The organism is Acinetobacter sp. DL27, from assembly GCF_055810995.1.
The window spans coordinates 3,421,668-3,441,871 of record NZ_CM147947.1 but is presented as its reverse complement, the minus strand read 5'-3'; the positions used below and the strand labels follow the sequence as shown (position 1 = coordinate 3,441,871).

19 protein-coding genes and 1 pseudogene are annotated in these 20,204 nt (G+C 42.9%); 8 read left to right on the top strand and 12 right to left on the bottom strand.

Annotation, left to right across the window (positions count from 1 at the left end):
• Positions 1-36: 36 nt before the first annotated feature.
• The 3 genes from AC0KVP_RS16545 to ubiG are packed head-to-tail and all read right to left on the bottom strand — an operon-like array spanning position 37 to position 2,228.
• On the bottom strand, positions 37-783 hold the full coding sequence (locus AC0KVP_RS16545; RefSeq protein WP_005401600.1) for a YciK family oxidoreductase: 747 nt from the start codon (positions 781-783) through the stop codon (positions 37-39).
• 36 nt (positions 784-819) lie between these two features.
• Complete coding sequence (locus AC0KVP_RS16540; RefSeq protein ID WP_473338026.1) at positions 820-1,515, bottom strand: HAD family hydrolase; 696 nt, start codon at positions 1,513-1,515, stop codon at positions 820-822.
• The gene (gene ubiG / locus AC0KVP_RS16535) at positions 1,512-2,228 is read right to left on the bottom strand and encodes a bifunctional 2-polyprenyl-6-hydroxyphenol methylase/3-demethylubiquinol 3-O-methyltransferase UbiG (RefSeq protein ID WP_473338024.1); all 717 of its coding nucleotides are present in this window, start codon (positions 2,226-2,228) and stop codon (positions 1,512-1,514) included. The genes AC0KVP_RS16540 and ubiG overlap by 4 nt, the downstream gene beginning before the upstream one ends.
• A 180-nt stretch (positions 2,229-2,408) precedes the next feature.
• Between ubiG and AC0KVP_RS16530 the strand changes: the two genes are divergently transcribed.
• Positions 2,409-3,026, top strand: coding sequence for a thiol:disulfide interchange protein DsbA/DsbL (locus tag AC0KVP_RS16530; protein ID WP_004684194.1), 618 nt, complete (start codon positions 2,409-2,411; stop codon positions 3,024-3,026).
• A gap of 72 nt (positions 3,027-3,098) precedes the next feature.
• Here AC0KVP_RS16530 and AC0KVP_RS16525 read toward each other — a convergent pair whose 3' ends face one another.
• Together AC0KVP_RS16525 and AC0KVP_RS16520 are read right to left on the bottom strand one after the other, a co-directional pair.
• Entirely contained in the window at positions 3,099-4,733 is a 1,635-nt protein-coding gene (locus tag AC0KVP_RS16525; protein ID WP_473338022.1) for an O-antigen ligase family protein, read from the bottom strand.
• 109 nt (positions 4,734-4,842) lie between these two features.
• Positions 4,843-5,520, bottom strand: coding sequence for a TetR family transcriptional regulator (locus AC0KVP_RS16520; RefSeq protein ID WP_004684197.1), 678 nt, complete (start codon positions 5,518-5,520; stop codon positions 4,843-4,845).
• A 161-nt stretch (positions 5,521-5,681) separates the two neighbouring features.
• On the opposite strand from AC0KVP_RS16520, the gene rph reads away from it, so the two are divergent.
• A complete protein-coding gene (gene rph, locus AC0KVP_RS16515; protein ID WP_004684198.1) occupies positions 5,682-6,398 on the top strand; it encodes a ribonuclease PH in 717 nt (238 codons plus the stop codon).
• A gap of 72 nt (positions 6,399-6,470) precedes the next feature.
• Here the strand turns inward: rph and nadC are convergent, their stop codons facing one another.
• The gene (gene nadC, locus AC0KVP_RS16510; RefSeq protein ID WP_473338018.1) at positions 6,471-7,316 is read right to left on the bottom strand and encodes a carboxylating nicotinate-nucleotide diphosphorylase; all 846 of its coding nucleotides are present in this window, start codon (positions 7,314-7,316) and stop codon (positions 6,471-6,473) included.
• A gap of 184 nt (positions 7,317-7,500) precedes the next feature.
• On the opposite strand from nadC, the gene ampD reads away from it, so the two are divergent.
• Positions 7,501-8,073, top strand: coding sequence for a 1,6-anhydro-N-acetylmuramyl-L-alanine amidase AmpD (gene ampD, locus AC0KVP_RS16505; protein ID WP_087014896.1), 573 nt, complete (start codon positions 7,501-7,503; stop codon positions 8,071-8,073).
• Positions 8,074-8,150: 77 nt separating this feature from the next.
• Positions 8,151-9,707 (top strand): murein biosynthesis integral membrane protein MurJ, encoded by a 1,557-nt coding sequence (gene murJ, locus AC0KVP_RS16500; RefSeq protein WP_473338016.1) that lies wholly within the window; start codon positions 8,151-8,153, stop codon positions 9,705-9,707.
• Positions 9,708-9,867: 160 nt separating this feature from the next.
• Here murJ and AC0KVP_RS16495 read toward each other — a convergent pair whose 3' ends face one another.
• The 6 genes and pseudogenes from AC0KVP_RS16495 to AC0KVP_RS16470 all read right to left on the bottom strand — a co-directional run.
• Positions 9,868-10,560, bottom strand: coding sequence for an FKBP-type peptidyl-prolyl cis-trans isomerase (locus AC0KVP_RS16495; protein WP_126038994.1), 693 nt, complete (start codon positions 10,558-10,560; stop codon positions 9,868-9,870).
• 54 nt (positions 10,561-10,614) lie between these two features.
• Complete coding sequence (locus tag AC0KVP_RS16490) at positions 10,615-11,319, bottom strand: FKBP-type peptidyl-prolyl cis-trans isomerase (RefSeq protein WP_473338011.1); 705 nt, start codon at positions 11,317-11,319, stop codon at positions 10,615-10,617.
• A gap of 214 nt (positions 11,320-11,533) precedes the next feature.
• Entirely contained in the window at positions 11,534-13,732 is a 2,199-nt protein-coding gene (locus tag AC0KVP_RS16485) for a polysaccharide biosynthesis tyrosine autokinase (protein ID WP_473338008.1), read from the bottom strand.
• A gap of 16 nt (positions 13,733-13,748) precedes the next feature.
• Complete coding sequence (locus tag AC0KVP_RS16480; RefSeq protein WP_473338006.1) at positions 13,749-14,177, bottom strand: low molecular weight protein-tyrosine-phosphatase; 429 nt, start codon at positions 14,175-14,177, stop codon at positions 13,749-13,751.
• Positions 14,177-15,280 (bottom strand): polysaccharide biosynthesis/export family protein, encoded by a 1,104-nt coding sequence (locus AC0KVP_RS16475; RefSeq protein WP_473338004.1) that lies wholly within the window; start codon positions 15,278-15,280, stop codon positions 14,177-14,179. Before AC0KVP_RS16475 ends, AC0KVP_RS16480 begins: the two co-directional genes overlap by 1 nt.
• Before the next feature lie 209 nt (positions 15,281-15,489).
• Positions 15,490-15,885, bottom strand: a pseudogene (locus AC0KVP_RS16470) (transposase); the annotation flags it as partial.
• A gap of 202 nt (positions 15,886-16,087) precedes the next feature.
• Here AC0KVP_RS16470 and tviB point away from each other — a divergent pair.
• The 4 genes from tviB to AC0KVP_RS16450 all read left to right on the top strand — a co-directional run bounded on the left by tviB (position 16,088) and on the right by AC0KVP_RS16450 (position 20,164).
• Complete coding sequence (tviB, locus tag AC0KVP_RS16465) at positions 16,088-17,365, top strand: Vi polysaccharide biosynthesis UDP-N-acetylglucosamine C-6 dehydrogenase TviB (RefSeq protein WP_473338002.1); 1,278 nt, start codon at positions 16,088-16,090, stop codon at positions 17,363-17,365.
• 14 nt (positions 17,366-17,379) lie between these two features.
• Positions 17,380-18,405, top strand: coding sequence for an NAD-dependent epimerase/dehydratase family protein (locus tag AC0KVP_RS16460; protein ID WP_473337999.1), 1,026 nt, complete (start codon positions 17,380-17,382; stop codon positions 18,403-18,405).
• Positions 18,406-18,476: 71 nt separating this feature from the next.
• Positions 18,477-19,577 carry a lipopolysaccharide biosynthesis protein gene (locus tag AC0KVP_RS16455; RefSeq protein ID WP_473337997.1) on the top strand — a complete coding sequence of 367 codons (1,101 nt, stop codon included), beginning with the start codon at positions 18,477-18,479 and terminating at the stop codon, positions 19,575-19,577.
• Positions 19,577-20,164, top strand: coding sequence for an acyltransferase (locus AC0KVP_RS16450; protein WP_473340577.1), 588 nt, complete (start codon positions 19,577-19,579; stop codon positions 20,162-20,164). Before AC0KVP_RS16455 ends, AC0KVP_RS16450 begins: the two co-directional genes overlap by 1 nt.
• Positions 20,165-20,204 lie beyond the last annotated feature (40 nt).

Sequence of the window (20,204 nt, the reverse complement as noted above, 5' to 3'; positions counted from 1 at the left end):
AAAAGGAAGCCGAAGCTTCCTTTTGAGTGAATGATTTTAGTCTTGTGCATCAATACTTTGACCATTCATATGCAAACTGTCATCGCCCATCAAGTACAGATAGGCAGGCATGATATTTTCAGGCGTTGGTAATGTTTTTGGATCTTCATCGGGATAGGCTTTTGCACGCATTGCAGTGCGGGTCGCCCCCGGATTGATACAGTTAAAGCGGATATTCGGTGAGGTATTTTCTTTGGCAAACAGTTGGCTGACCGCTTCAATTGCGATCTTAGACACAGAATATGCGCCCCAACGTTCACGCGTTTCACGTCCGACACCTGAGCTGGCAAAAACCACGGAGGCATGCTCAGATTTTTTCAGGAGTGGCATTAACTCTTGAGTCATAACGAATGGCGCACGCAAGTTGACGGCCATGACATCATCCCAGACATCGACAGGATAATTTTCCAGTTCGGTGCGCTCACCCAAGATGCCCGCATTATGCAAAATGCCATCTAGGCGCCCAAATTGGCGCTCTAAAGTGTCGACCAATAATTCATAATCACGAGGAGAGGCGCTCGACAGCTGCAAGGGTAAAATTGCAGGTTGCGGCGCACCTAAGCCTTCAATTTCATCATAAATGACTTCGAGCTTATTTAAGGTACGTCCATGCAGCACCACAGTTGCGCCGTGTAGGGCATAACTTAATGCAGCAGCACGACCAATACCATCGCCCGCACCTGTAATTAAGATGATGCGATCTTTGAGCAGATCGGGGCGAGGTTGATATTCTGAATATTTCATCATTACCTCCTCGTTATTTTGATTTTTTAATTGTGATCAAGTCAGTGAATTGGACGGTGTAGTTTGACTCACAAGAGATTGAATAACATCGTCCAATTCAGCCACAGTCTTCACTATACAATCTGCCTGCCACGCTGTTAAGTCATCTTTGTGCGCGAATGGTAAATAACCATAAGCCGCCAAAATGGTATACATCTGCGCGTTACGACCCGCATCGATGTCACGTGGATGATCGCCGACATAGATACAGTCTTCAGGCGCAATCGCGATGTGCTTGGCGGCCAAATACATCGGCTCAGGATCAGGCTTGGTCTGTGAGACATCCTCTGGGCAGACCAAAACCGCACAGCGCTCTGTCAAATTCAGCGCGTCTAATAATGCTTCACTGAGCCAACGCGGTTTATTGGTGACGATGCCCCATGGAATCTCTTGGCTTTCAAGTTTTTCAATAAGCGGATACATGCCCGAAAACAGGTCAGTATCTACTGCAATATCGGCACCGTAGGTATCTAAAAAACGCTGACGATGTGCCAGAAAAATTGGGTCTTCGACGGCAAGTTCTGGATAAACCAATTTCACCATAGCCCGTGCACCTTCAGAGACTTGGCTACGGATCAGGTCTGTATCGACCACAGCGACGCCTTTTTCACGGCACATGTCTTGAATAATGCGAATAAAGTCGGCGGCAGTGTCGATCAGTGTGCCGTCAAGGTCAAATAAGACGGCTTTCATACAGCACCTTCTTTGACGGTATAGACCATGTAATTGACATCGACATTTGGCGCTAACCAATAGCGTTTGGTCAATGGATTGTAATGTAAACCCGTCATGTCTTTCAGTTTGAGTCCTGCGCCTCGAATATCATGTGCCAGTTCTGATGGCTTAATGAATTTTTGATAATCGTGGGTGCCTTTGGCTAACATGCGCAGTACATATTCAGCGCCAATAATAGCAAACAGGTAGGCTTTGGGATTACGGTTAATGGTGGAGAAGAATACATGACCACCTGGTTTCACCAGTTTATGGCAGGCTTCAATGATTGAGGCTGGATTGGGTACGTGTTCCAACATTTCCATGCAGGTCACAATATCGTATTGTCCAGCTTGTTCTTCTGCGAGCTGCTCAACTGGAATTTGGCGATATTCGATATGCTCAACACCTTCTTGTTCTGCATGTAAACGTGCCACATTCAGGGGGGCTTCGCCCATATCAATGCCGAGCACATTTGCACCACGACGTGCCATACTTTCAGCTAGAATTCCGCCACCACAGCCGACATCAAGAACTTTTTTCCCATTGAGTCCACCTGCATGTTCATCAATCCAGTTTAAGCGTAGTGGGTTGATCATATGTAAAGGGCGAAACTCCGAGTGCTGATCCCACCATATGGCAGCAAATGCTTCAAATTTGGCAATTTCTTGTGGATCAACATTCAGTTGCGACATCGTCGGCACCTCAATTTAAGTCATGATATTTAAAACGTTCAATAGGGCTTAGTGTAGCGTTTATTCTAGAAAAAGCGATAAAAGCCTGAAAAAAGTTCACAGAATGAAAACGAATTTGGCAGATTTGATTTATAGTATTTGCATAAACTTATCATAATGATTTTGAGGACAATAAGTTCAATGAAAAAACTCCTTTTGAGTGGCTTAGCAACCGCTGTTTTCGCTATTTCTGGTAGCGCATTGGCTGCAAATTTTGTGGCAGGTCAGGACTATATCGTCGTACCAACACCTGTACAGGTGGAAGTGCCAGGAAAAATTGAAGTCCGCGAATTCTTTTGGTATGGCTGCGGTCACTGTTTTAAACTTGAACCCCATATGCAGACTTGGTTGAAAAAACTCCCTAAAGATGTGCGTTTTGTGCGTACGCCAGCAGCCATGAATCCAGTGTGGGAACAAGCGGCGCGAGCTTATTATGTGTCTGAGGCTTTAGGTGTACGTAAAAAGACCCACTTGACGTTATTCCATGCCATTCATGATCAAAATCAACCGATTCTAGAGCAACCTGCTTTAGCCAAGTTCTATACTCAGTTTGGTATTCCAGAAGCGAAATTTAACAGCACGTATAAATCATTTGCGATCACTTCAAAAATTGCACAAGCACAAGACTTAGCTAAGCGTTATCAACTCAGTGGCGTACCTGCGGTGACGGTGAATGGTAAATATATTGTGCAAGGTGAAGATGCTAAAGTGACTCAAGTCGTGGATTACTTGATTGAAAAAGAACGTGCTGCAAAATAAGCTGAATCTGTTTTAAGTCCTTATTAAGTTAAAAAGCCTGCTGATGCAGGCTTTTTTATGGATTAACGATGTTTATTGCGCACTTGATGCAGGTTGTAATAAATCCTCATAACGCAGCTCAATTTTTCTTAAGGTTTTTAAGCGCCAAAGTTGATGACGGGCTTCGGCTTCATAGCCGTTAAAGGCCAAGAGTTTGGCAAATTTGGTCAAATCATAGGGGATCGGGTAGTTCAGTACCATTTCCTCATAGTCACGAATTTGCTCAGGGCTGACTTTGCTGTATGGATTTAACTGAATCCATGCAATGCGGCGGTTAAACTCCGACAGCAGTAAAATGTGATCTTGATTGGTGAACTTTTCAGGGGTGTGTTCATAACGAGAAGCTTGATTCAGCTTTGGTACCATCAACTCATAGTCACGAATAATCAGTGCGACCAAGACCACACAGACAGTAAATGTGATCGGCATGGCAAAGCTCGGTAAAGTCCACGTTTTCACTTTTTGCTGAGATTGAATAATGCCTAGAATCAATCCGAGCGGCAGCAAGAAATAAGCGTAGAACAACGGAAATTCGAGCATACCGTGAATCAGTAAAGCGCCGACCATCAGAAGTCCAATCACAGATTCGAGCGATGTCGCATGCTTTTGCAGTTGATAGCCCCAATAGCTGAGATAGGCAAAAAATGGAATCGCAATCACCAATCCATTCCACACAATAAAGTCGAGAATGAAGTTGTGCGCACTTTTCACCCAAACGGGGCCTTGGAACTGATCACTGATTAGGGTGTAAGCCACACTGGTTTGATGCCAACCATAGCCAAACCAAGGTCGCTCAGCAATGGCATGGAGCATCTGTTGCCAAATGGCAAGACGCGACATATCGCCCGTTGCTCGCGCAACTGCATCACGGGTTTGGGTCACTTCGACATTAGACAGTTGAGCCAATAGATGATTGAGCTGCGGAATAAAGGCAGTAAATGCAATGAACAACGCAAACCATGCGAGGGCACTATACCACTTCAATTGAACCACACCTTTGTACTGTTGATAGAGCAAATAGAGTAGTACGCAGATACTTGCGACCCATGATGTGCGTGACTGACTCAGTGCTACTGCAAATAGCATCAATGCAGCACTGACGCATAGCAGAAGCGAGTTGAGTTTTTTCTTTTCAAATAGGTAGAGTGTGCCGAGTAAGGACAGAATGAGAAAGCTCGCCATATTGTTCGGCTGAGCAAAGTTGGCATAAGGACGATCACCTTTTAAGGCAGTCATGCCAGGAATGTACTGTTCAATATTGAGCCATTGGCAAGTGGCGATGAGCGCTGTCACCAGACCGACCGACCAAAATACACTACACAGACCACTAAATAATTGCTCACGTTCTAAGGGTTTTTGGCTCAGGTTAAAACCTAAAACCATACTCAGCCAGAATGCAAAGATATATAAGCCACACATCAGTGCTTTGCTGAAAAAGAACAGCTCGCCAAAACCGTACTGAATAAAGGGCACCAGACTCAACAGCAATAGTGGCAGACTCACTTTCGGGAGCAAGAGTTTTTCTTTTAAAAATAAGGCAGAGAGTGCAAGTAAAGATAAAAATGCAAACAATTCACCTGTATAGGTGACCCAAGGTCGATAATGAATGGGCAATAGCCATGCCAAGGCAATACAGACACTCGCCGCTAAAAAAAGAAAAAAACGCATAGGAGCTACAGATGAAAAAACTGGCTCTATGATAGTGAAAAAGCATCCAAGTTTGAGTAAAGCGCATTAAAAATTTTGTAATACAGCAAAAATTACGTCTGCGAGCGGCTTAATGCAAAGTCGGATTGGCGTGTTTGGTTTGAGCAGATGGTCGTTGCCAATTGGAGATTCCACGGAACATGAGTTGAATCTGCACGATGGTTTGCAGTTTAAATGCAGCCTGCTGCTGTTGGAGTTTATCGAGAGCTACATCTCGACTCAAACCAATCCAGCGCATGGCCCAGTTAAAGGAGGCATCCATTAAAATATTGGCCAAAACTTTGAGGTCTTCGCTGTCATGAATATGTTGCATGCTTTCAATACGGGTTAATTCATGGGCGAAGTCATCGATTAAAAAGGCAATTTCTCGCTCAACGGCTGCACGGATCAAGGCTGACCCACCCCAGCGTTCTCCAATCAAGAAAATCCACTGTTCAGGATGTTGCTCTACAGCATGAAAAAATAAGTCTAGACTATGCTCAATCGTGGCATGTGGCCCATAAACATAGCTTTGTCCCAATTGGGTTAACATACTTTTGATGTGGAGCGCCGCTTGATCGACCAGTTCAAGTCCTAACTCATCCAAATCATTAAAGTGGCGATAAAAAGCGGTCGGTACTAACCCCACTTGGCGAGTGACTTCACGGAGACTAATGCGAGCAAAGGAACGTCCAGAGGTGCTGAGTTGTAATGCAGCATTCAGCAAAGCTTGGCGGCTTTGTTGTTTACGTTCTTCTCGAATCGACATAGATGATTGCCTCAGCCTCTTTTAAGCTTCAGTTTAACAAAGAATATGGATGGGTAGGGAAACAGGCGATCAATTACAAATGCAATGCAGCCAGACAAATGCTTTGGGTCTGCTTCTGCTATACTATGCGCCAACCTATTTAGCCAGATGAAGGGCGTATTATGCGTATCGACCAACGAACATTAGATCAATTACGTGATGTCACCATTACTCGTAACTACACACGTTATGCGGAAGGTTCGGTATTGGTTGAGTTTGGTCATACCAAAGTTCTTTGTACGGCAAGTATTGATAACTCAGTACCACGCTTTTTAAAAGGCAAGGGGCAGGGTTGGGTAACCGCTGAATATGGCATGTTGCCACGTTCGACGCATACCCGTAGTGACCGTGAGGCTGCGCGTGGTAAGCAAAGTGGTCGTACTCAAGAAATTCAACGTTTGATTGGCCGTAGTCTACGCGCCATGGTGGATTTAAAAAAACTCGGTGAAAACACCATCACCATCGACTGTGATGTGATTCAGGCAGATGGCGGTACACGTACTGCTGCGATCACCGGTGCTGCGGTGGCTCTCATTGATGCGATGAATACGTTGCTTGAGAAAAAGAAAATTAAGCAAGATCCATTAAAAGGCTTAGTGGCTGCCATTTCAGTCGGTATTTTCCAAGATGAAGTGCTTTTAGACTTGTGCTATGAAGAAGACTCAAACTGCCAAACGGATTTAAACGTGGTGATGACCCAAGCTGGCGAGTTTATTGAAATTCAAGGTACGGCAGAAGATAAACCGTTTACCCGTGTACAGTGCAATGCCATGTTAGAAATGGCAGAAAAGGGCATTCAAGAGTTGGTGAAAAAACAACAGCAAGCACTGGGCTGGTAAATTTTAACGCAATAAAAAACGCACTTGAGAGTGCGTTTTTTATTGCATGTCAATTGATGCAAACTGTTGAAATTAAGAATTAAAACGCATAGAAAGGTCGACTGCTTTGACATCTTTGGTCAATACACCCATCGAAATATAATCCACGCCTGTGGTTGCGACTTCGCGCAAGTTGGCAATGGTGATATTCCCTGACGCTTCCAATTTACAACGTCCTGAAACATGCTTGACCGCATCAATCATTTGTTGCTGGCTAAAGTTGTCTAACATCACGATATCAGCTTGGGCTTCCAATGCTTGCTCTAATTCCGCCCAGGTTTCGACTTCGACTTCGACTGGTTTGCCTGGGGCAATTTGATGCGCTTTGGCAATGGCTTGTGCGATGCCGCCTGCTGCCATGATGTGATTTTCTTTAATTAAAAAAGCATCGAATAAGCCTAAGCGATGGTTTTGACCGCCGCCGACCGCGACAGCATATTTCTGGGCAATACGCAGACCCGGTAGGGTTTTACGGGTATCGAGTAACTTGGTGTTTAAGCCATCCAGTTGTTTGACATATTCCGCAGTTTTGGTTGCTACAGCAGATAGTGTTTGTACAAAGTTGAGTGCAGGGCGTTCAACCGTAAGTAAGCTGCGCGCTGAACCTGCCAGTTTAAAAATGGTTTCATTGGCAAAAACCAGATCGCCATCGTTTTTGAGCCACGTGATTTGCACACTGGAATCAAAAGCCGCAATTAATGCATTGACCCAAGGTTGACCAGCAAGAATCATGTCTTCACGGCTAATAATGGTCGCAGTCGCTTGTTCATCTTCTGGCGTCAAAAGCGCCGTAATGTCACCATCACCGATGTCTTCTTGTAATGCTTGTTGAATATTCAGTTGAATAGATTGTTCAAGCAGTTGCTGCGATATGCTCATCCGATTGTCCGTATCTTTATAGAAGCCATGAAAATTGCGCAATATATTAGCATTTTTCCTGAAAAAGGCGTGAAAATTTCAAAATCAAACGCTGACCAATTTGAGAAATGACGGGGAAAGATTTAGCATGAGAGACATTAAAAAAGATTGCCCAAAGGGCGCAATGGGTTTGAGGAATAAAAATATGCAGGTCATTCCGTCGTTTCAAGTGCAAGCAGGGCAACTGCTGGGAGCGAGACAAATTCCATCGCCTAATTTTAACGCACGTCCTGCTGATACTGAGATTCAACTGATTGTCATCCATAATATCAGTTTGCCTCCCTCACAGTTTGGTGGCGGTTATATTGAACAATTTTTTCAAAATCAATTGGATTGGTCAGTACATCCATATTTTCAAACCATTCAAGGCATGCAAGTCTCAGCGCATTTACTGATTTTAAGAAGTGGCGAAGTCTTACAATTTGTCAATTTTAACGACCGTGCATGGCATGCAGGACGCTCAAGCTATCTGGCCAAGAAAGAGTGCAATGATTATTCGATTGGCATTGAGCTTGAGGGCAGTGATGACTTGCCTTTTGAAGATGCCCAATATGAAACATTGGTACACGTGACGGCCTGTTTACAACAGGCCTATCCTCAAATTCAGCAGCATTTGGCAGGACATTCTGATATTGCACCAGGACGTAAGACCGATCCAGGCCCATTTTTTGATTGGTTAGACTATCGAAATCGTTTGCAGCAGTTAAAAAGTCAATGAATTGAGAGTCGACAACAACATTAAACAATCAAATATTCGCTGAAGTTTCATTACAATAGCGGCAAATGAAAAACTAGGTGGATACGATGGCGCTGTGGCGGTCAACCGTAATTGTAAGTGCAATGACCATGCTTTCTCGGGTCTTGGGTTTGGTACGAGACATTGTCTTACTAAATGTCTTTGGTGCGGGGAAAGATTTTGATACCTTTGTGGTGGCCTTTCGTATCCCGAACTTCTTCCGTCGGCTATTTGCTGAGGGAGCATTCTCACAGGCGTTTATTCCAGTACTGACCGAATATAAAACTGGGCGTACCCATGCGGAAGTTCAGATTCTGATTAGCCGTGTCTTTGGTTGTTTGATGACCGTTATGACGGCTTTAACCTTCATTGCTATGGTCGCAGCTCCAGCAGTGCTATACATCTATGCACCGGGTTTCCATGCCGATCCAGAGAAGTTCGACCTCGCGGTTTCAATGTTTCGCCTCACCATTCCTTATTTATTGTTTATGTCGTTGACGGCATTTGCCAGCAGTATTCTAAATAGTTATGGTTCCTTTGCTTCACCCGCCTTTTCACCGGTATTGCTGAATGTTGCGATGATTGCAGGAGCATGGTGGCTGACGCCGTATATGGCAGAACCGATTATGGCACTGGGTTGGGCGGTAGTTGCTGCGGGTGTATTGCAACTGGCGATCCAAATTCCTGAACTTTGGCATAAAAAGTTACTGATTCCACCGAAAGTTGATTTTAAACATGAAGGTGTGGATCGCATCATGAAATTGATGCTGCCTGCGCTATTTGGTGTTTCTGTCACGCAAATCAACTTACTCCTGAACACCATTTGGGCTTCGTTTATGCAAGACGGTTCAGTATCATGGTTGTACAGTGCGGAACGCATGACCGAGTTACCTTTAGGGTTGATTGGGGTGGCGATTGGTACGGTGATTTTACCCGCATTGTCGACCCGTCATGCAGAGCAAGATATGTCGAAGTTCCGCGGCATGATGGATTGGGCTGCAAAGGTGATTGTTCTGGTGGGGGTGCCTGCGAGTATTGCGCTGTTTATGTTATCGACCCCCATTATTCAGGCCCTATTCCAACGCGGACAATTTACCCTTGAAGATACACAAATGACGGCTTTAGCACTGCAATGTATGAGTGCTGGGGTGATTTCATTTATGTTGATTAAAGTCTTTGCCCCTGGGTTTTATGCGCAGCAAGACACCAAAACGCCAGTCCGTGTCGGTTTAATGGCCGTTGCCGCAAATGCGATTTTAAACGTGGTGTTTATTGGCTTCTTTAAATTGATTGACTGGCAGGCAGAGCATATGGCTTTGGCATTAGCCTCTTCGGGCTCTGCTCTAGTGAATGCGGGGATGTTGTATTTCTATCTACACAAGCGCGATATTTTCCGTTTTGGCGCACACTGGAAAAAACTGTTTATCCAGTTTGGTATTGCTAACGCCGTGATGATTGTGGCTTTGTGGTATGCATTGACTTGGTATAATGGTGACGTGTCACAGTGGATACGCGTTGCCGAAGTGATCGGGTTGTGCGTGGTCGGCGTTGTGGCATATGCGGTTGGTTTGCTCCTAACAGGCTTTAGACCACGTCACCTCAAACATGAAGCCTAAAACAAGGTACTTCTTTGTTTTATGCTTCAAAAGACAAGCGAAGCACTTAACTTAAAAATAAGCAGTGCTTGATTTGAAAATAGATTGAAATTAATAAAAAGCCTGATCACGAAGATCAGGCTTTTTATTTTATATATAGCATTGCGTTTGCATTGCTACCTTATTTTGGCAACACTTCAATCAGTTCCACATCAAAAATCAAGGTGCTATTCGGTTCAATCACATCGCCTGAACCAATTTGGCCATAGCCCAGTTTAGCGGGAATAAAGAAACGATATTTTGCGCCTTCTTTCATCAACTGTAAGCCTTCAGTCCAACCTTGAATCACTTGGCTGACTTGAAACTCCGCAGGCTGTTGACGTGCAATCGAGCTGTCAAAAACGGTCTGATCAATCAAACGTCCTTCATAATGGACTTTGACTTTGCTATTGGCCTTAGGTGACTTGCCTTGGCCTTGTTGTAAAACCATATACTGCAAGCCTGAAGACGTAGTTTTTACATCTGCTTTTTTCGCATTTTCAGCTAAAAAGGCTGCACCAATTTTGGCATTTTTATCTGCCAGTTGTTTAACTTCTAATAACTGTTTTGCCTCGGCTTGGCGTTTATATTGAGTCAATACACGGGCCATGTCTTCATCACTTAATGAAGCAGCTTGGCCTTTAGATGCTTCACGTAACCCTTGCACAAAAGCATCGAGATCTAAATCTTGAATTGATTCAGCATTGCTACGACCCATGAGATAGCCAAAACTATAACCGACTTGTTGGTTGATGCTGCTTTTATTATTAATCGGTGCAGCAAAAACAGGTGTAGAAAGTAACAAGCCACAGAGTAATGTTGTTTGAATCTTCATATTGTATTCTCAATAAAAATAGGAGAGCAAAAGCTCTCCTCTGATTGACTTGTCTTATTTTACTTTGATCAGTTCAACATCAAAAATAAGCGTGCTGTTGGCTGGGATCATGCCAGGTACACCTTGTGGGCCGTAGCCTAAGTTAGAAGGGATGTAAAGTGTCGCTTTCCCACCTTCTTTCATGAGTTGTAGACCTTCAGTCCAACCCGGAATCACTTGGTTTAAAGGAAACTCAATCGGTTCGCCACGTTCAAGCGAACTATCGAAGACTTTACCGTCGACCAGTTGGCCTTTGTAATGCACGGTCACGACAGAGCTGGCAGTGGGTTGCTTGCCTGAGCCTTCTTGCGTAATTTTGTACTGTAAACCCGACGCTGTGGTTTTCACCCCAGGTTTTTTCGCATTTTCAGTTAAGAAGCTGTCACTGGTTGTCTGTGCTTGCTTTGCATCATTGGCCTGTTTTTGCTGCATTTCTTGTTGGAACTGCTCATAGGCTTGTTTTAATTCTTCTTCGCTATAGGCAGGTTGGCTACGAGCATGACCGGCACGGACACCCGTTACAAAACTGTTAATATCGAGTTCTGGTGGAGTTTGATGAGCAACCTCATAACCCAGTGCATAGCTAATTTTTTCTACGGCAGATGCATTTTGTGAAACTTGGGCTTCGGCTGAAGCTGGGTGTTGAGATGCATAATAAACGGGAACCAGTGCAGCACCGCCTAGAATAACAGCTACAGCAATGGGTAAGGCTTTACTCATGTGAAATTTTTCCTAATTCTATTACATTCAAAAAGTTTTTTAGCATCTTAGCAGACTTCATGAATGACGTGTTTTGTACCACCAGTACATTTTCAAATTAATATATGCCGAAGTCCTTAAAAAAACTATAAGGATTTGAATATATAAACGTTTGTCATACAAAATAAAAAAGCCAGAAATCAAGTTCTGGCTTTTTATCGGTTAGAGGATGTATTTAGTCTGATTCTTTATTGGCTTTATAGGCATAAGCATAGTTATAGCCATAGCCATAGCCATAGCCATAGCCTGCACTTGAACGTTGAATATCGTTTAGAATGAATCCATTGACTTTTACACCAGCTTGTTCGAAACGATTCAGGGTCAATTCAAGCTCCTTCATCTGCGTTTTCGCATAACGGGCAATCACTAAGTTAACACCTGTGTATTGAGAAATAATGATGCCATCCGTCACTGCTAAGACTGGTGGAGTATCGATAATGACATGATCAAATTTCTCTGAAATTTGTTCTAATAGATTTTTGAACTGGTTAGAGCTTAATAGTTCAGAAGGATTCGCAGGACTTTTCCCGCGAGAAATCATACTTAAACCTGGCACTTCTGTAGGACGAATAACCGTGTCTAAACTTTGTTGACCATTGAGTAACTCTGTTAAGCCAGGTTGTGTTTCGAGATTAAAATACTTGTGTAAATAACCCCGACGTAAGTCTGCGTCTATAATTAATACACGTTTATCGCTTTGCGCCAAAATTGTGGCTAAGTTGGCTGAGATAAAGGATTTACCAACTTCAGGTGCTGGACCTGAAATCGTAATCAGATTATTCCGGGCAGAGCTTAGAGCGAAATGAATAGCTGTGCGCATACTTCTTAAGCTCTCAATAGCGATATCATCGCTATTTTTAACTGCAAGTATAGGAATGGTCTTTTTCTTTTTCAGAATTTTATTTCGGCTTTCTTGCACTAGCGAACGTGGTACAGTGGCATAAACGGGCAGATCCAGATTATTTTCAATTTCTGAAGAATCTTTGATTCCTGAGCGTAGCATGTTGCGCAATAATGCCAAAAGAGTGCCGAGGAAACCACCTAAGAAAATAGATAGAATTAAAATTTGTAGTTTCTTTGGTGCAATCGGTGCAATCGGTTCCACAGCTGTATCAACAATACGAACATTTCCAATCTCGCCCGCTTTTGCAATTCGTAGTTGCTGATATGAGTTTAATAACGCTGTGTAAAGTTGTTGTTTAACTTCAACTTCACGATAAAGTTGTAAATAACGACGTTGTAAGTCAGGTAGCCCTTTTAATGTCCCATTTAATTCCGCAATTTTTTTATTGATCGCCCCCAATTGTGCATTCATTTGCTGCATGACTGGATGCTCAGCAGTATATTTGGCACCAGCTTCAGCCACTTGTTGTTCAAGTTGTGCTTTTTGTGTCTCTAAGGTTACGCTTTGGGTTAAAAATAACTCAGATTCTTTCGTGACATCTACGGTGTTGTATTGTTGGCGAAATTTATTGAATTCACGCTCTGCTACATCAAGTTGTTGTTTCAGCTCTGGTAGTTGTTCATCTAAGAATTTAAGTGTTTGGGCTGTTTCTGCAGAACGACGTTCAATATTTTGCTGGCTATAGGCCGCCAGAATGGCATTCAGGACTTCAGTGATATGCTGTTTGTCAGTCCCCTGATAATTCAGGCCTAATACCCCGGTCATTTTGCCTTTTTCTGCCACCGAGTAATTGGCAAGAATCGATTGGACTGCAGCGGGCAGAGATTGCTTGCGAACAAGATAGGGTGCATTGAACTGGTCCTGGGTATAAATGGCAACTTTCCACTGACCATGTTCAGACTGCAATTCACTAGGCTGATTTAATGGGGCAGAGAAGACCACTTGTTCTGTGGCCGGATCGGTTAAAGTGTATTTACCCTGCTGAAAGTCAAGACGTAAATTCTTGTCATTGAAATAAGCAGGCACTTCAAACTGACGGATATCAAAGGATTTAGCATTGTCTTTAAAAAGAACAGATGTTTTATTGTATTCGCTTTGATAGTCATGCGGTGACAATAAACGGTTCGTAAAGCTATTTTCAGTTCCAGCAATGCGGAGATCCAGATTTAAAGCCTGAATGGCAGAACCCAGCACCAGACGCGATTTTAATAGTTCTATTTCTGCCTGAGCGGGTTGCTTTTGCTCGATCATACTGGACAAATCACCCAATAAGGCAGCAGACGTCCCTTTGTTTTCTTCGACCTGTACCAGCGCATCAACTGAATAGGTATCGGGGGTGACTCTTAAATACAGCAACGCGCAGATCACGCTTAAGATGACACACAGTGCAATCAGCTTCCACTGGGCAATGAGTGAAAAAAATAATTCTTTTAAGTCTATCGTATCTTCAGTATTGCTATTTTGGCTCATAATCTTGATTTCAAATTTAAATATATTTTTTCCAGTCAGCAATACAGCTCTGTATTAACTGGCAGGTATCATCAAATACAGCTTGGTCATGCTGATAAGGGTCAGCGATATTCCTGGCTTGCCAGTGCCCCAAACGGAAGGTTTTGCCTTTGGCAAAAGGCCAGGTCTGTTCCAGATGTTTTTGTTGGTTTTGACTCATCACCAGAACCAGGTCGGCCTGTTTAATCATCTCGGCATTCAGCTTTCGAGCGACATGCGGGCTCATATCAATGCCCAAACTTTGCATGCACAGACTGGCTTTTTCATCTGCTGCATGTCCTACCATGCCCGCAATACCGGCAGATTCAATCTGTAAATGCGGATACTGTTGTTTTAAAAAGTATTCAGCCATAGGACTACGGCAGATATTACCAATACAGACGACCAAAATACGTTTAATCTGCATTATTGCCCCAAACGATCCAGGTTATAAAGTGCATTCGAGAACGGAATTACCTGGTTCACGACACGTTGCCAGCGTGCCAGACCTGAAGCATCGACATAGACAATGTCATTGCTGCGCATCTTGAACTGGTTAGCCAGACCGAAGTCCGCAATACTGCTCAGGTCCATGTGATAAACTTCGGTGTGCACAGCATTTGGCTGGCTGCGTACGATATAAATTTTGCTGCGGCTGGCAGAGAGTGGATTTAGGCCCAAACTTTCACCTAATACATCACTTAAACTCATCCCCTGATCGCGCAGTGGCAAGGACTGGTTTTTGCCTGATTCACCCATGACATAGATTTTTTGATTTTCGCGATTGTTCACATATAAAGTGTCATTTGGCTGGATCAGCAAGTTATGCAGTGAAAGTCCAGCCTTTTCCAGTTCTACGGTATTCAGGTTGTAGGAACGTCCTTGACGGACCAAAGTCATGGAGGCATTGTCGCCCTGCTGGGCATTTACACCACCAGCCATGCCCAAGGCCGTATAGACGCTTACCGGCTGATCGCTTAAATAAAACTGACCACCTTTTATGACATTGCCCTGAACGGAGTAGCGCTGACCCTGATAGGACAGAACCCGCACAATGACATCCGGAGTTTTTAAATAACGGGACAGTTGACTGCGTAACTCACGATTGACTTGGGTCAGGGATTTGCCCGCAGCCTTATAGCGGCCAATAATTGGAAACTGGATATAGCCCTGTGAGTCAATCTGATAACCGTTAGCCCGGGCAGACTGGTCACTGCTAATGGTGCTACTTGGCGGGGTCATTTCCGGATAGGCCCATAAATAGATGGACAGGATGTCGCCCGGACTCAGACTGTAGCTACGATGGGGGGTGCTAAACAAATGGGCGTAGTCTTGTTGAATATTTTGTACAGCAGGCTGAACGGCCAGCATAGAGTCTTGAGTGAGTTTGATCACATTGACTGAAGTGCCGAGTTCGGTTTGATAAACACCTTCTGCTGGTAGGTCATAAGTTTGCAGACCAGAGGTCACTGCGCAGCCGGTCAAAGTCAGACCGCAAGTCAGTAAAAAAGCCAGTTGAATTTGTCGCACATGAAATCCCGTTTTTAATATTTAATTCGTTAAATCTGCGATATTCTACCTGAGAACTTTGATTTTATTATAACAAAATGTATCTGATTTTAATTGAACAGTGTATGCGAAATAGAGAGGTGATCTGAATCTTATGAAATTCTTAGGAAAAACATTTTAAAATAAATTTAGCATACTAATTGCTAAATTTTTAACCTAAGTCCGACGAAATCCGCTAAGCCTTTAAATATACGATGCCTTTTAATTCGAAGATTATGGCAAACAACCAATTTAGTGGAATCAATAATGCCGATCCCCGTATCTTTTTCTTTAACTTGATAGAAAAAGCTACTCAAATCTTGCAAACAACGGAGCATGATTTCAATAAAGCGGTTGTAGCTAAGAAGTTGAGGAAAAGTGGATTTCCAGAATAGAAGGATCATTTGGCAGTAAAAATATTTGAATAATCCAAACTAGGATTGATGAAATAAAATGACAATATTCATCGCTCCAGACTGACTTTTTCAGCCTGGATTTTTGATCAAAAATTAAAACTTTCTCTAAAGATTCATTAATTTTTTGCTGTAATCGTCCAAAATACAAAATAATTCGGCAATATGATCGATTGAAAAGCATTGTTTTATAATTTTTTTGATAACCGATATGTTGCAAATACAGGTTTTTTTCTACTTTTTATATCGAATTCAGATTAACAAGTTTTTTAATGTCTGCGTAACATCAGAGTATAGTAAAATATTTAGCAAAGTGACCCTAATTTGTCACTTTAGTTTATATTGTTATATTCATCAAAATATAAGGTTTAGATTGATGCTAAAGCTCTCGGAAGTTAAGGTTGCCATTATCGGATTAGGTTATGTCGGTCTACCGCTAGCTGTTGAATTTGGTAAAAAAGTTCCGGTCGTGGGCTTTGATATTCATCAAAAACGTATTGATGAACTTAAATCTGGTAAAGATCACACTTTAGAAGTCTCTTCTGAAGAATTGTTGCAATCAGCACAGCTTAGTTACAGTGCAAATTTAGAAGATTTACAAGATTGTAATTTTTATGTGGTGACTGTGCCAACCCCAATTGATGAATTTAAACAACCTGATTTAACACCATTGGTAAAAGCATCGCAAAGCATTGGTAAGGTGCTGAAAAAAGGCGATATTGTGGTTTACGAATCAACAGTTTATCCTGGTGCAACCGAAGAAGTGTGTATTCCTGAACTTGAAAAATTTTCAGGTTTAACATTCAACCAAGATTTTTACGCAGGCTATAGCCCTGAGCGTATTAATCCAGGTGATAAGTTGCACCGTGTCACCAATATTATGAAAATCACATCAGGTTCGACTCCAGAAATTGCAGACTTTGTTGATCAAGTTTATAACCTAGTGATTGAGGCGGGTACGCATAAAGCAGCCAGTATTAAAGTCGCAGAAGCAGCTAAAGTGATTGAAAATACCCAGCGAGATGTCAATATTGCTTTGATCAATGAGTTGGCGCTGATTTTCAATAAAATGGGTATTGATACTGAAGCAGTGCTGCAAGCTGCGGGTACGAAGTGGAACTTCCTGTCATTTCGTCCGGGTTTGGTGGGCGGTCACTGTATTGGTGTCGATCCGTACTATTTAACCCATAAAGCTCAGGCGATTGGCTATAACCCAGAAATTATTTTAGCAGGCCGTCGTCTGAATGATGGTATGGGTGCGTATGTGGTGACTCAGCTGGTCAAAGGCATGATCAAGAAAAAGATTCAGGTGGAAGGTGCTAAAGTTCTAGTCCTCGGTTTGAGCTTTAAAGAAAATTGTCCTGATATCCGTAACACCAAAATCATCGATATTGTGCATGAATTACAAGAATATCATGTCAATGTTGATGTTTATGATCCTTGGGTAGATGTTGCGGAAGCAGAGCATGAGTATGGTATCAGTCCTGTGCAGTCTGTGGAAAAAGGTACTTATGATGCGGTGATCTTGGCAGTTGCACATGAGCAATTTAAAAACATGGGCGTTGCAGCGATTCGCGCACTCGGCAAGCCTACACATGTACTATATGACTTGAAATACGTACTGTCTCAAGCCGAATCTGACCTTCGCTTATAATAGGACATGCCCTCATGAATCAATATCAACAGGTATGTGCCAACCTAAAAACAGCACCAAAGATATGGTTAGTGACAGGTGTGGCTGGCTTTATCGGCTCTAATTTATTAGAAACTTTATTAACGTTAGATCAAACGGTTGTGGGTTTGGATAACTTTGCCACAGGTCATCAATATAATCTGGATCAAGTACAAGCTTTGGTGAGTCCTGAGCAATGGGCTAAATTCAAGTTTATTGAAGGTGATATCCGTAAATTGGAAGATTGTCAAAAAGCCTGTGCCGGTGTGGATTATGTCTTTCATGAAGCAGCGCTTGGCTCTGTACCCCGTTCTATTGCAGACCCGATCACCACCAATGATACGAATATTAGCGGTTTCTTAAATATGCTAACTGCAGCGCGTGATGCTCAAGTAGCCAGTTTTACTTATGCAGCGAGCAGTTCAACTTATGGCGATCATCCAGCCTTGCCAAAAGTCGAAGAAAACATTGGTAAGCCATTATCACCTTATGCAGTGACTAAATATGTGAATGAGCTGTATGCTGATGTATTTGCCAAAACCTATGGCTTTAAGGCGATTGGTCTACGTTACTTTAATGTGTTCGGTCAACGTCAAGATCCAAACGGTGCCTATGCTGCAGTGATTCCAAAATGGACAGCAGCGATGATTGCCGGCGAAGATGTATTTATCAATGGTGATGGCGAAACCAGCCGTGATTTCTGCTTTATCGACAACACGGTACAAGCCAATATTTTGGCAGCCACCACGCAAAATGATGAAGCTAAAAACCAAGTTTATAACGTGGCAGTGGGTGACCGTACCACACTGAATGATCTGTTCAATGCGATTAAAGTAGCGTTGGCTGAAAATGGTGTGAACTACAGCAAAGATGCGGTGTATCGTGACTTCCGTGCCGGTGATGTGCGTCATTCACAAGCCAGTATTGCCAAAATTGAAAAGGCTTTGGGTTATGCCCCTGAGTTTAAAATTGATGCCGGTATTCGATTGGCGATGCAATGGTATGTGCAAAATCTGAAATGAGACTGATGCATTTGGCCCGAAAATATCAATCCATCGGGCTGATTACTTTGAGTTTATTGGTGGGTGCGATAATGACATTTATCGCACTTCCTTTTTTAACGCGCCTCTATTCTGTAAATGATTTTGGTCAGTATGGTGTGGCGTTGGCCTTCGTAAGCGTGTTATCTACGGTGGCTAATTTACGTTTAGATCAAGCTCTATTAGTTGCCAAGCCCGAACATCAAAAAAGCTTAATCTTCGAAAGCAGTGTTTTTTCACTGCTTTTTTCAGTTTTAACTGCGGTGGTGATTGGCTTGATTTACGATGCAGAAATGGCGATTGCGATTGCATTCGGTGTCTTTGCCAATACCTTGATTCAAAGTGTCTATAACTATAAATTTGCCCACGAAGCGGAATGGTTTTGTGCAGGCTTAAATATTTTCCGCAGTCTGATTGTGGTGACGGTACAGCTGAGTCTGCCGTTGATGTTGAATATTAATTTACTCAATAGTTATAGCGTCAGTTCATTGGCAATGATCATGGTGCTGTTGATGTATGTGCTGAATCAGCGTCTCTATCAAGTCAGTTGGAATGCCTTTAAAAATTATAAGGATTTTATTTTTAGTAATACACCACATGCTTTGCTGAACAGTTTTTCACATAATTTGCCTTATTATGTGGTGGCGCATTTTGTTGGCTTTCAAGCAGTGGGTTTTTATTCCATTGTCGAAAGGACTTTGCGTGTGCCGATCAATTTGATATCGCAAACCATTCGCCAGTTTTTTATCCGCAAATTTAAACATCTGGAAAATAGTCAGGAAGCCCTGAAAAGCAGTGTACTGCTGAGTCTGCTGTCTCTGCCGCTGTTTGCCGTGTTTTTTGTGCTGCCAGAATCCCTGTATTTATGGGTATTTGGCAAAGACTGGGTCGGCATCTCTACCTATTTCCAGATTTTGGCCTTGGGCTATTGGGCCATTTTTTGTAATCCGCCCAGTTCGGCCTTCCTGATTGCACAGCGTAGTAGCCATGTGCTGTTTAGATTGCAGATTATTGAGTTATTGATTAAATTCGTTTTATTTTTCGGCCTGTATCTACTGGTAGAAGATAAAGTCTATATGCTGCTTGCCGTGCCGGTTGCCCTGATTTTTTATAACTTTGCCATTTTATTCTCTGTGTGGAGTAGCAAAAAGTGATGTTTTTTAAAGCTTTAAAACTCATGAACTGGTTCACTGCACAATGCCGCAAGGTTGTTTATAATCAGGCCTTTGCTACCCGGTTTAAATATTTTGGCAAAGGCACTACGCTTGAAATTGCAGGTCAGGTGCGTATGGGTAAAAATGTCTATATCGGCGATCAGGTCAGCCTGATTGTGGAACAAGGCGCAACGCTCAGCATTGCCGACAACAGCTTTATTGGTGAAAGTTGTTATATCAAATGTTTTGGTGGCAATATCAGTATTGGTCAGGATGTCAGCATCAATTCCAAGTCATTTATCAATGGCTGTGGTGGAGTCAGCATTGGCGACAATACCCGCATTGGCACGCAAAGTATCATTATTGCCAGTAACCATAAATTTGATGATCCGGATATCTTGGTGAAAGACCAGATTACCAAGCAGGGGGTTAGCCTGGGGGGAAATATCTGGCTGGGTGCCCGGGTGACGGTTCTTGATGGTGCCAATATTCCGGACAACAGTGTAATTGGAGCGTGCAGCCTGGTTTCCAAAACGCTTGCCGAGCCAGGAATATATGTCGGCATTCCTGCCAGAAAAATCAAATAAGCCTGGCAATGCAATCATATGCCTGAAGCCAATTTAGGCG

Excerpts from the sequence above, each read along its gene's own strand:
- AC0KVP_RS16545 (WP_005401600.1), bottom strand. The coding sequence starts at position 783 with ATGAAATATTCAGAATATCAACCTCGCCCCGATCTGCTCAAAGATCGC.
- AC0KVP_RS16540 (WP_473338026.1), bottom strand. The coding sequence starts at position 1,515 with ATGAAAGCCGTCTTATTTGACCTTGACGGCACACTGATCGACACTGCC.
- ubiG (WP_473338024.1), bottom strand. The coding sequence starts at position 2,228 with ATGTCGCAACTGAATGTTGATCCACAAGAAATTGCCAAATTTGAAGCA.
- AC0KVP_RS16530 (WP_004684194.1), top strand. The coding sequence starts at position 2,409 with ATGAAAAAACTCCTTTTGAGTGGCTTAGCAACCGCTGTTTTCGCTATT.
- AC0KVP_RS16525 (WP_473338022.1), bottom strand. The coding sequence starts at position 4,733 with ATGCGTTTTTTTCTTTTTTTAGCGGCGAGTGTCTGTATTGCCTTGGCA.
- AC0KVP_RS16520 (WP_004684197.1), bottom strand. The coding sequence starts at position 5,520 with ATGTCGATTCGAGAAGAACGTAAACAACAAAGCCGCCAAGCTTTGCTG.
- rph (WP_004684198.1), top strand. The coding sequence starts at position 5,682 with ATGCGTATCGACCAACGAACATTAGATCAATTACGTGATGTCACCATT.
- nadC (WP_473338018.1), bottom strand. The coding sequence starts at position 7,316 with ATGAGCATATCGCAGCAACTGCTTGAACAATCTATTCAACTGAATATT.
- ampD (WP_087014896.1), top strand. The coding sequence starts at position 7,501 with ATGCAGGTCATTCCGTCGTTTCAAGTGCAAGCAGGGCAACTGCTGGGA.
- AC0KVP_RS16495 (WP_126038994.1), bottom strand. The coding sequence starts at position 10,560 with ATGAAGATTCAAACAACATTACTCTGTGGCTTGTTACTTTCTACACCT.
- AC0KVP_RS16490 (WP_473338011.1), bottom strand. The coding sequence starts at position 11,319 with ATGAGTAAAGCCTTACCCATTGCTGTAGCTGTTATTCTAGGCGGTGCT.
- AC0KVP_RS16485 (WP_473338008.1), bottom strand. The coding sequence starts at position 13,732 with ATGAGCCAAAATAGCAATACTGAAGATACGATAGACTTAAAAGAATTA.
- AC0KVP_RS16480 (WP_473338006.1), bottom strand. The coding sequence starts at position 14,177 with ATGCAGATTAAACGTATTTTGGTCGTCTGTATTGGTAATATCTGCCGT.
- tviB (WP_473338002.1), top strand. The coding sequence starts at position 16,088 with ATGCTAAAGCTCTCGGAAGTTAAGGTTGCCATTATCGGATTAGGTTAT.
- AC0KVP_RS16460 (WP_473337999.1), top strand. The coding sequence starts at position 17,380 with ATGAATCAATATCAACAGGTATGTGCCAACCTAAAAACAGCACCAAAG.
- AC0KVP_RS16455 (WP_473337997.1), top strand. The coding sequence starts at position 18,477 with ATGACATTTATCGCACTTCCTTTTTTAACGCGCCTCTATTCTGTAAAT.
- AC0KVP_RS16450 (WP_473340577.1), top strand. The coding sequence starts at position 19,577 with ATGTTTTTTAAAGCTTTAAAACTCATGAACTGGTTCACTGCACAATGC.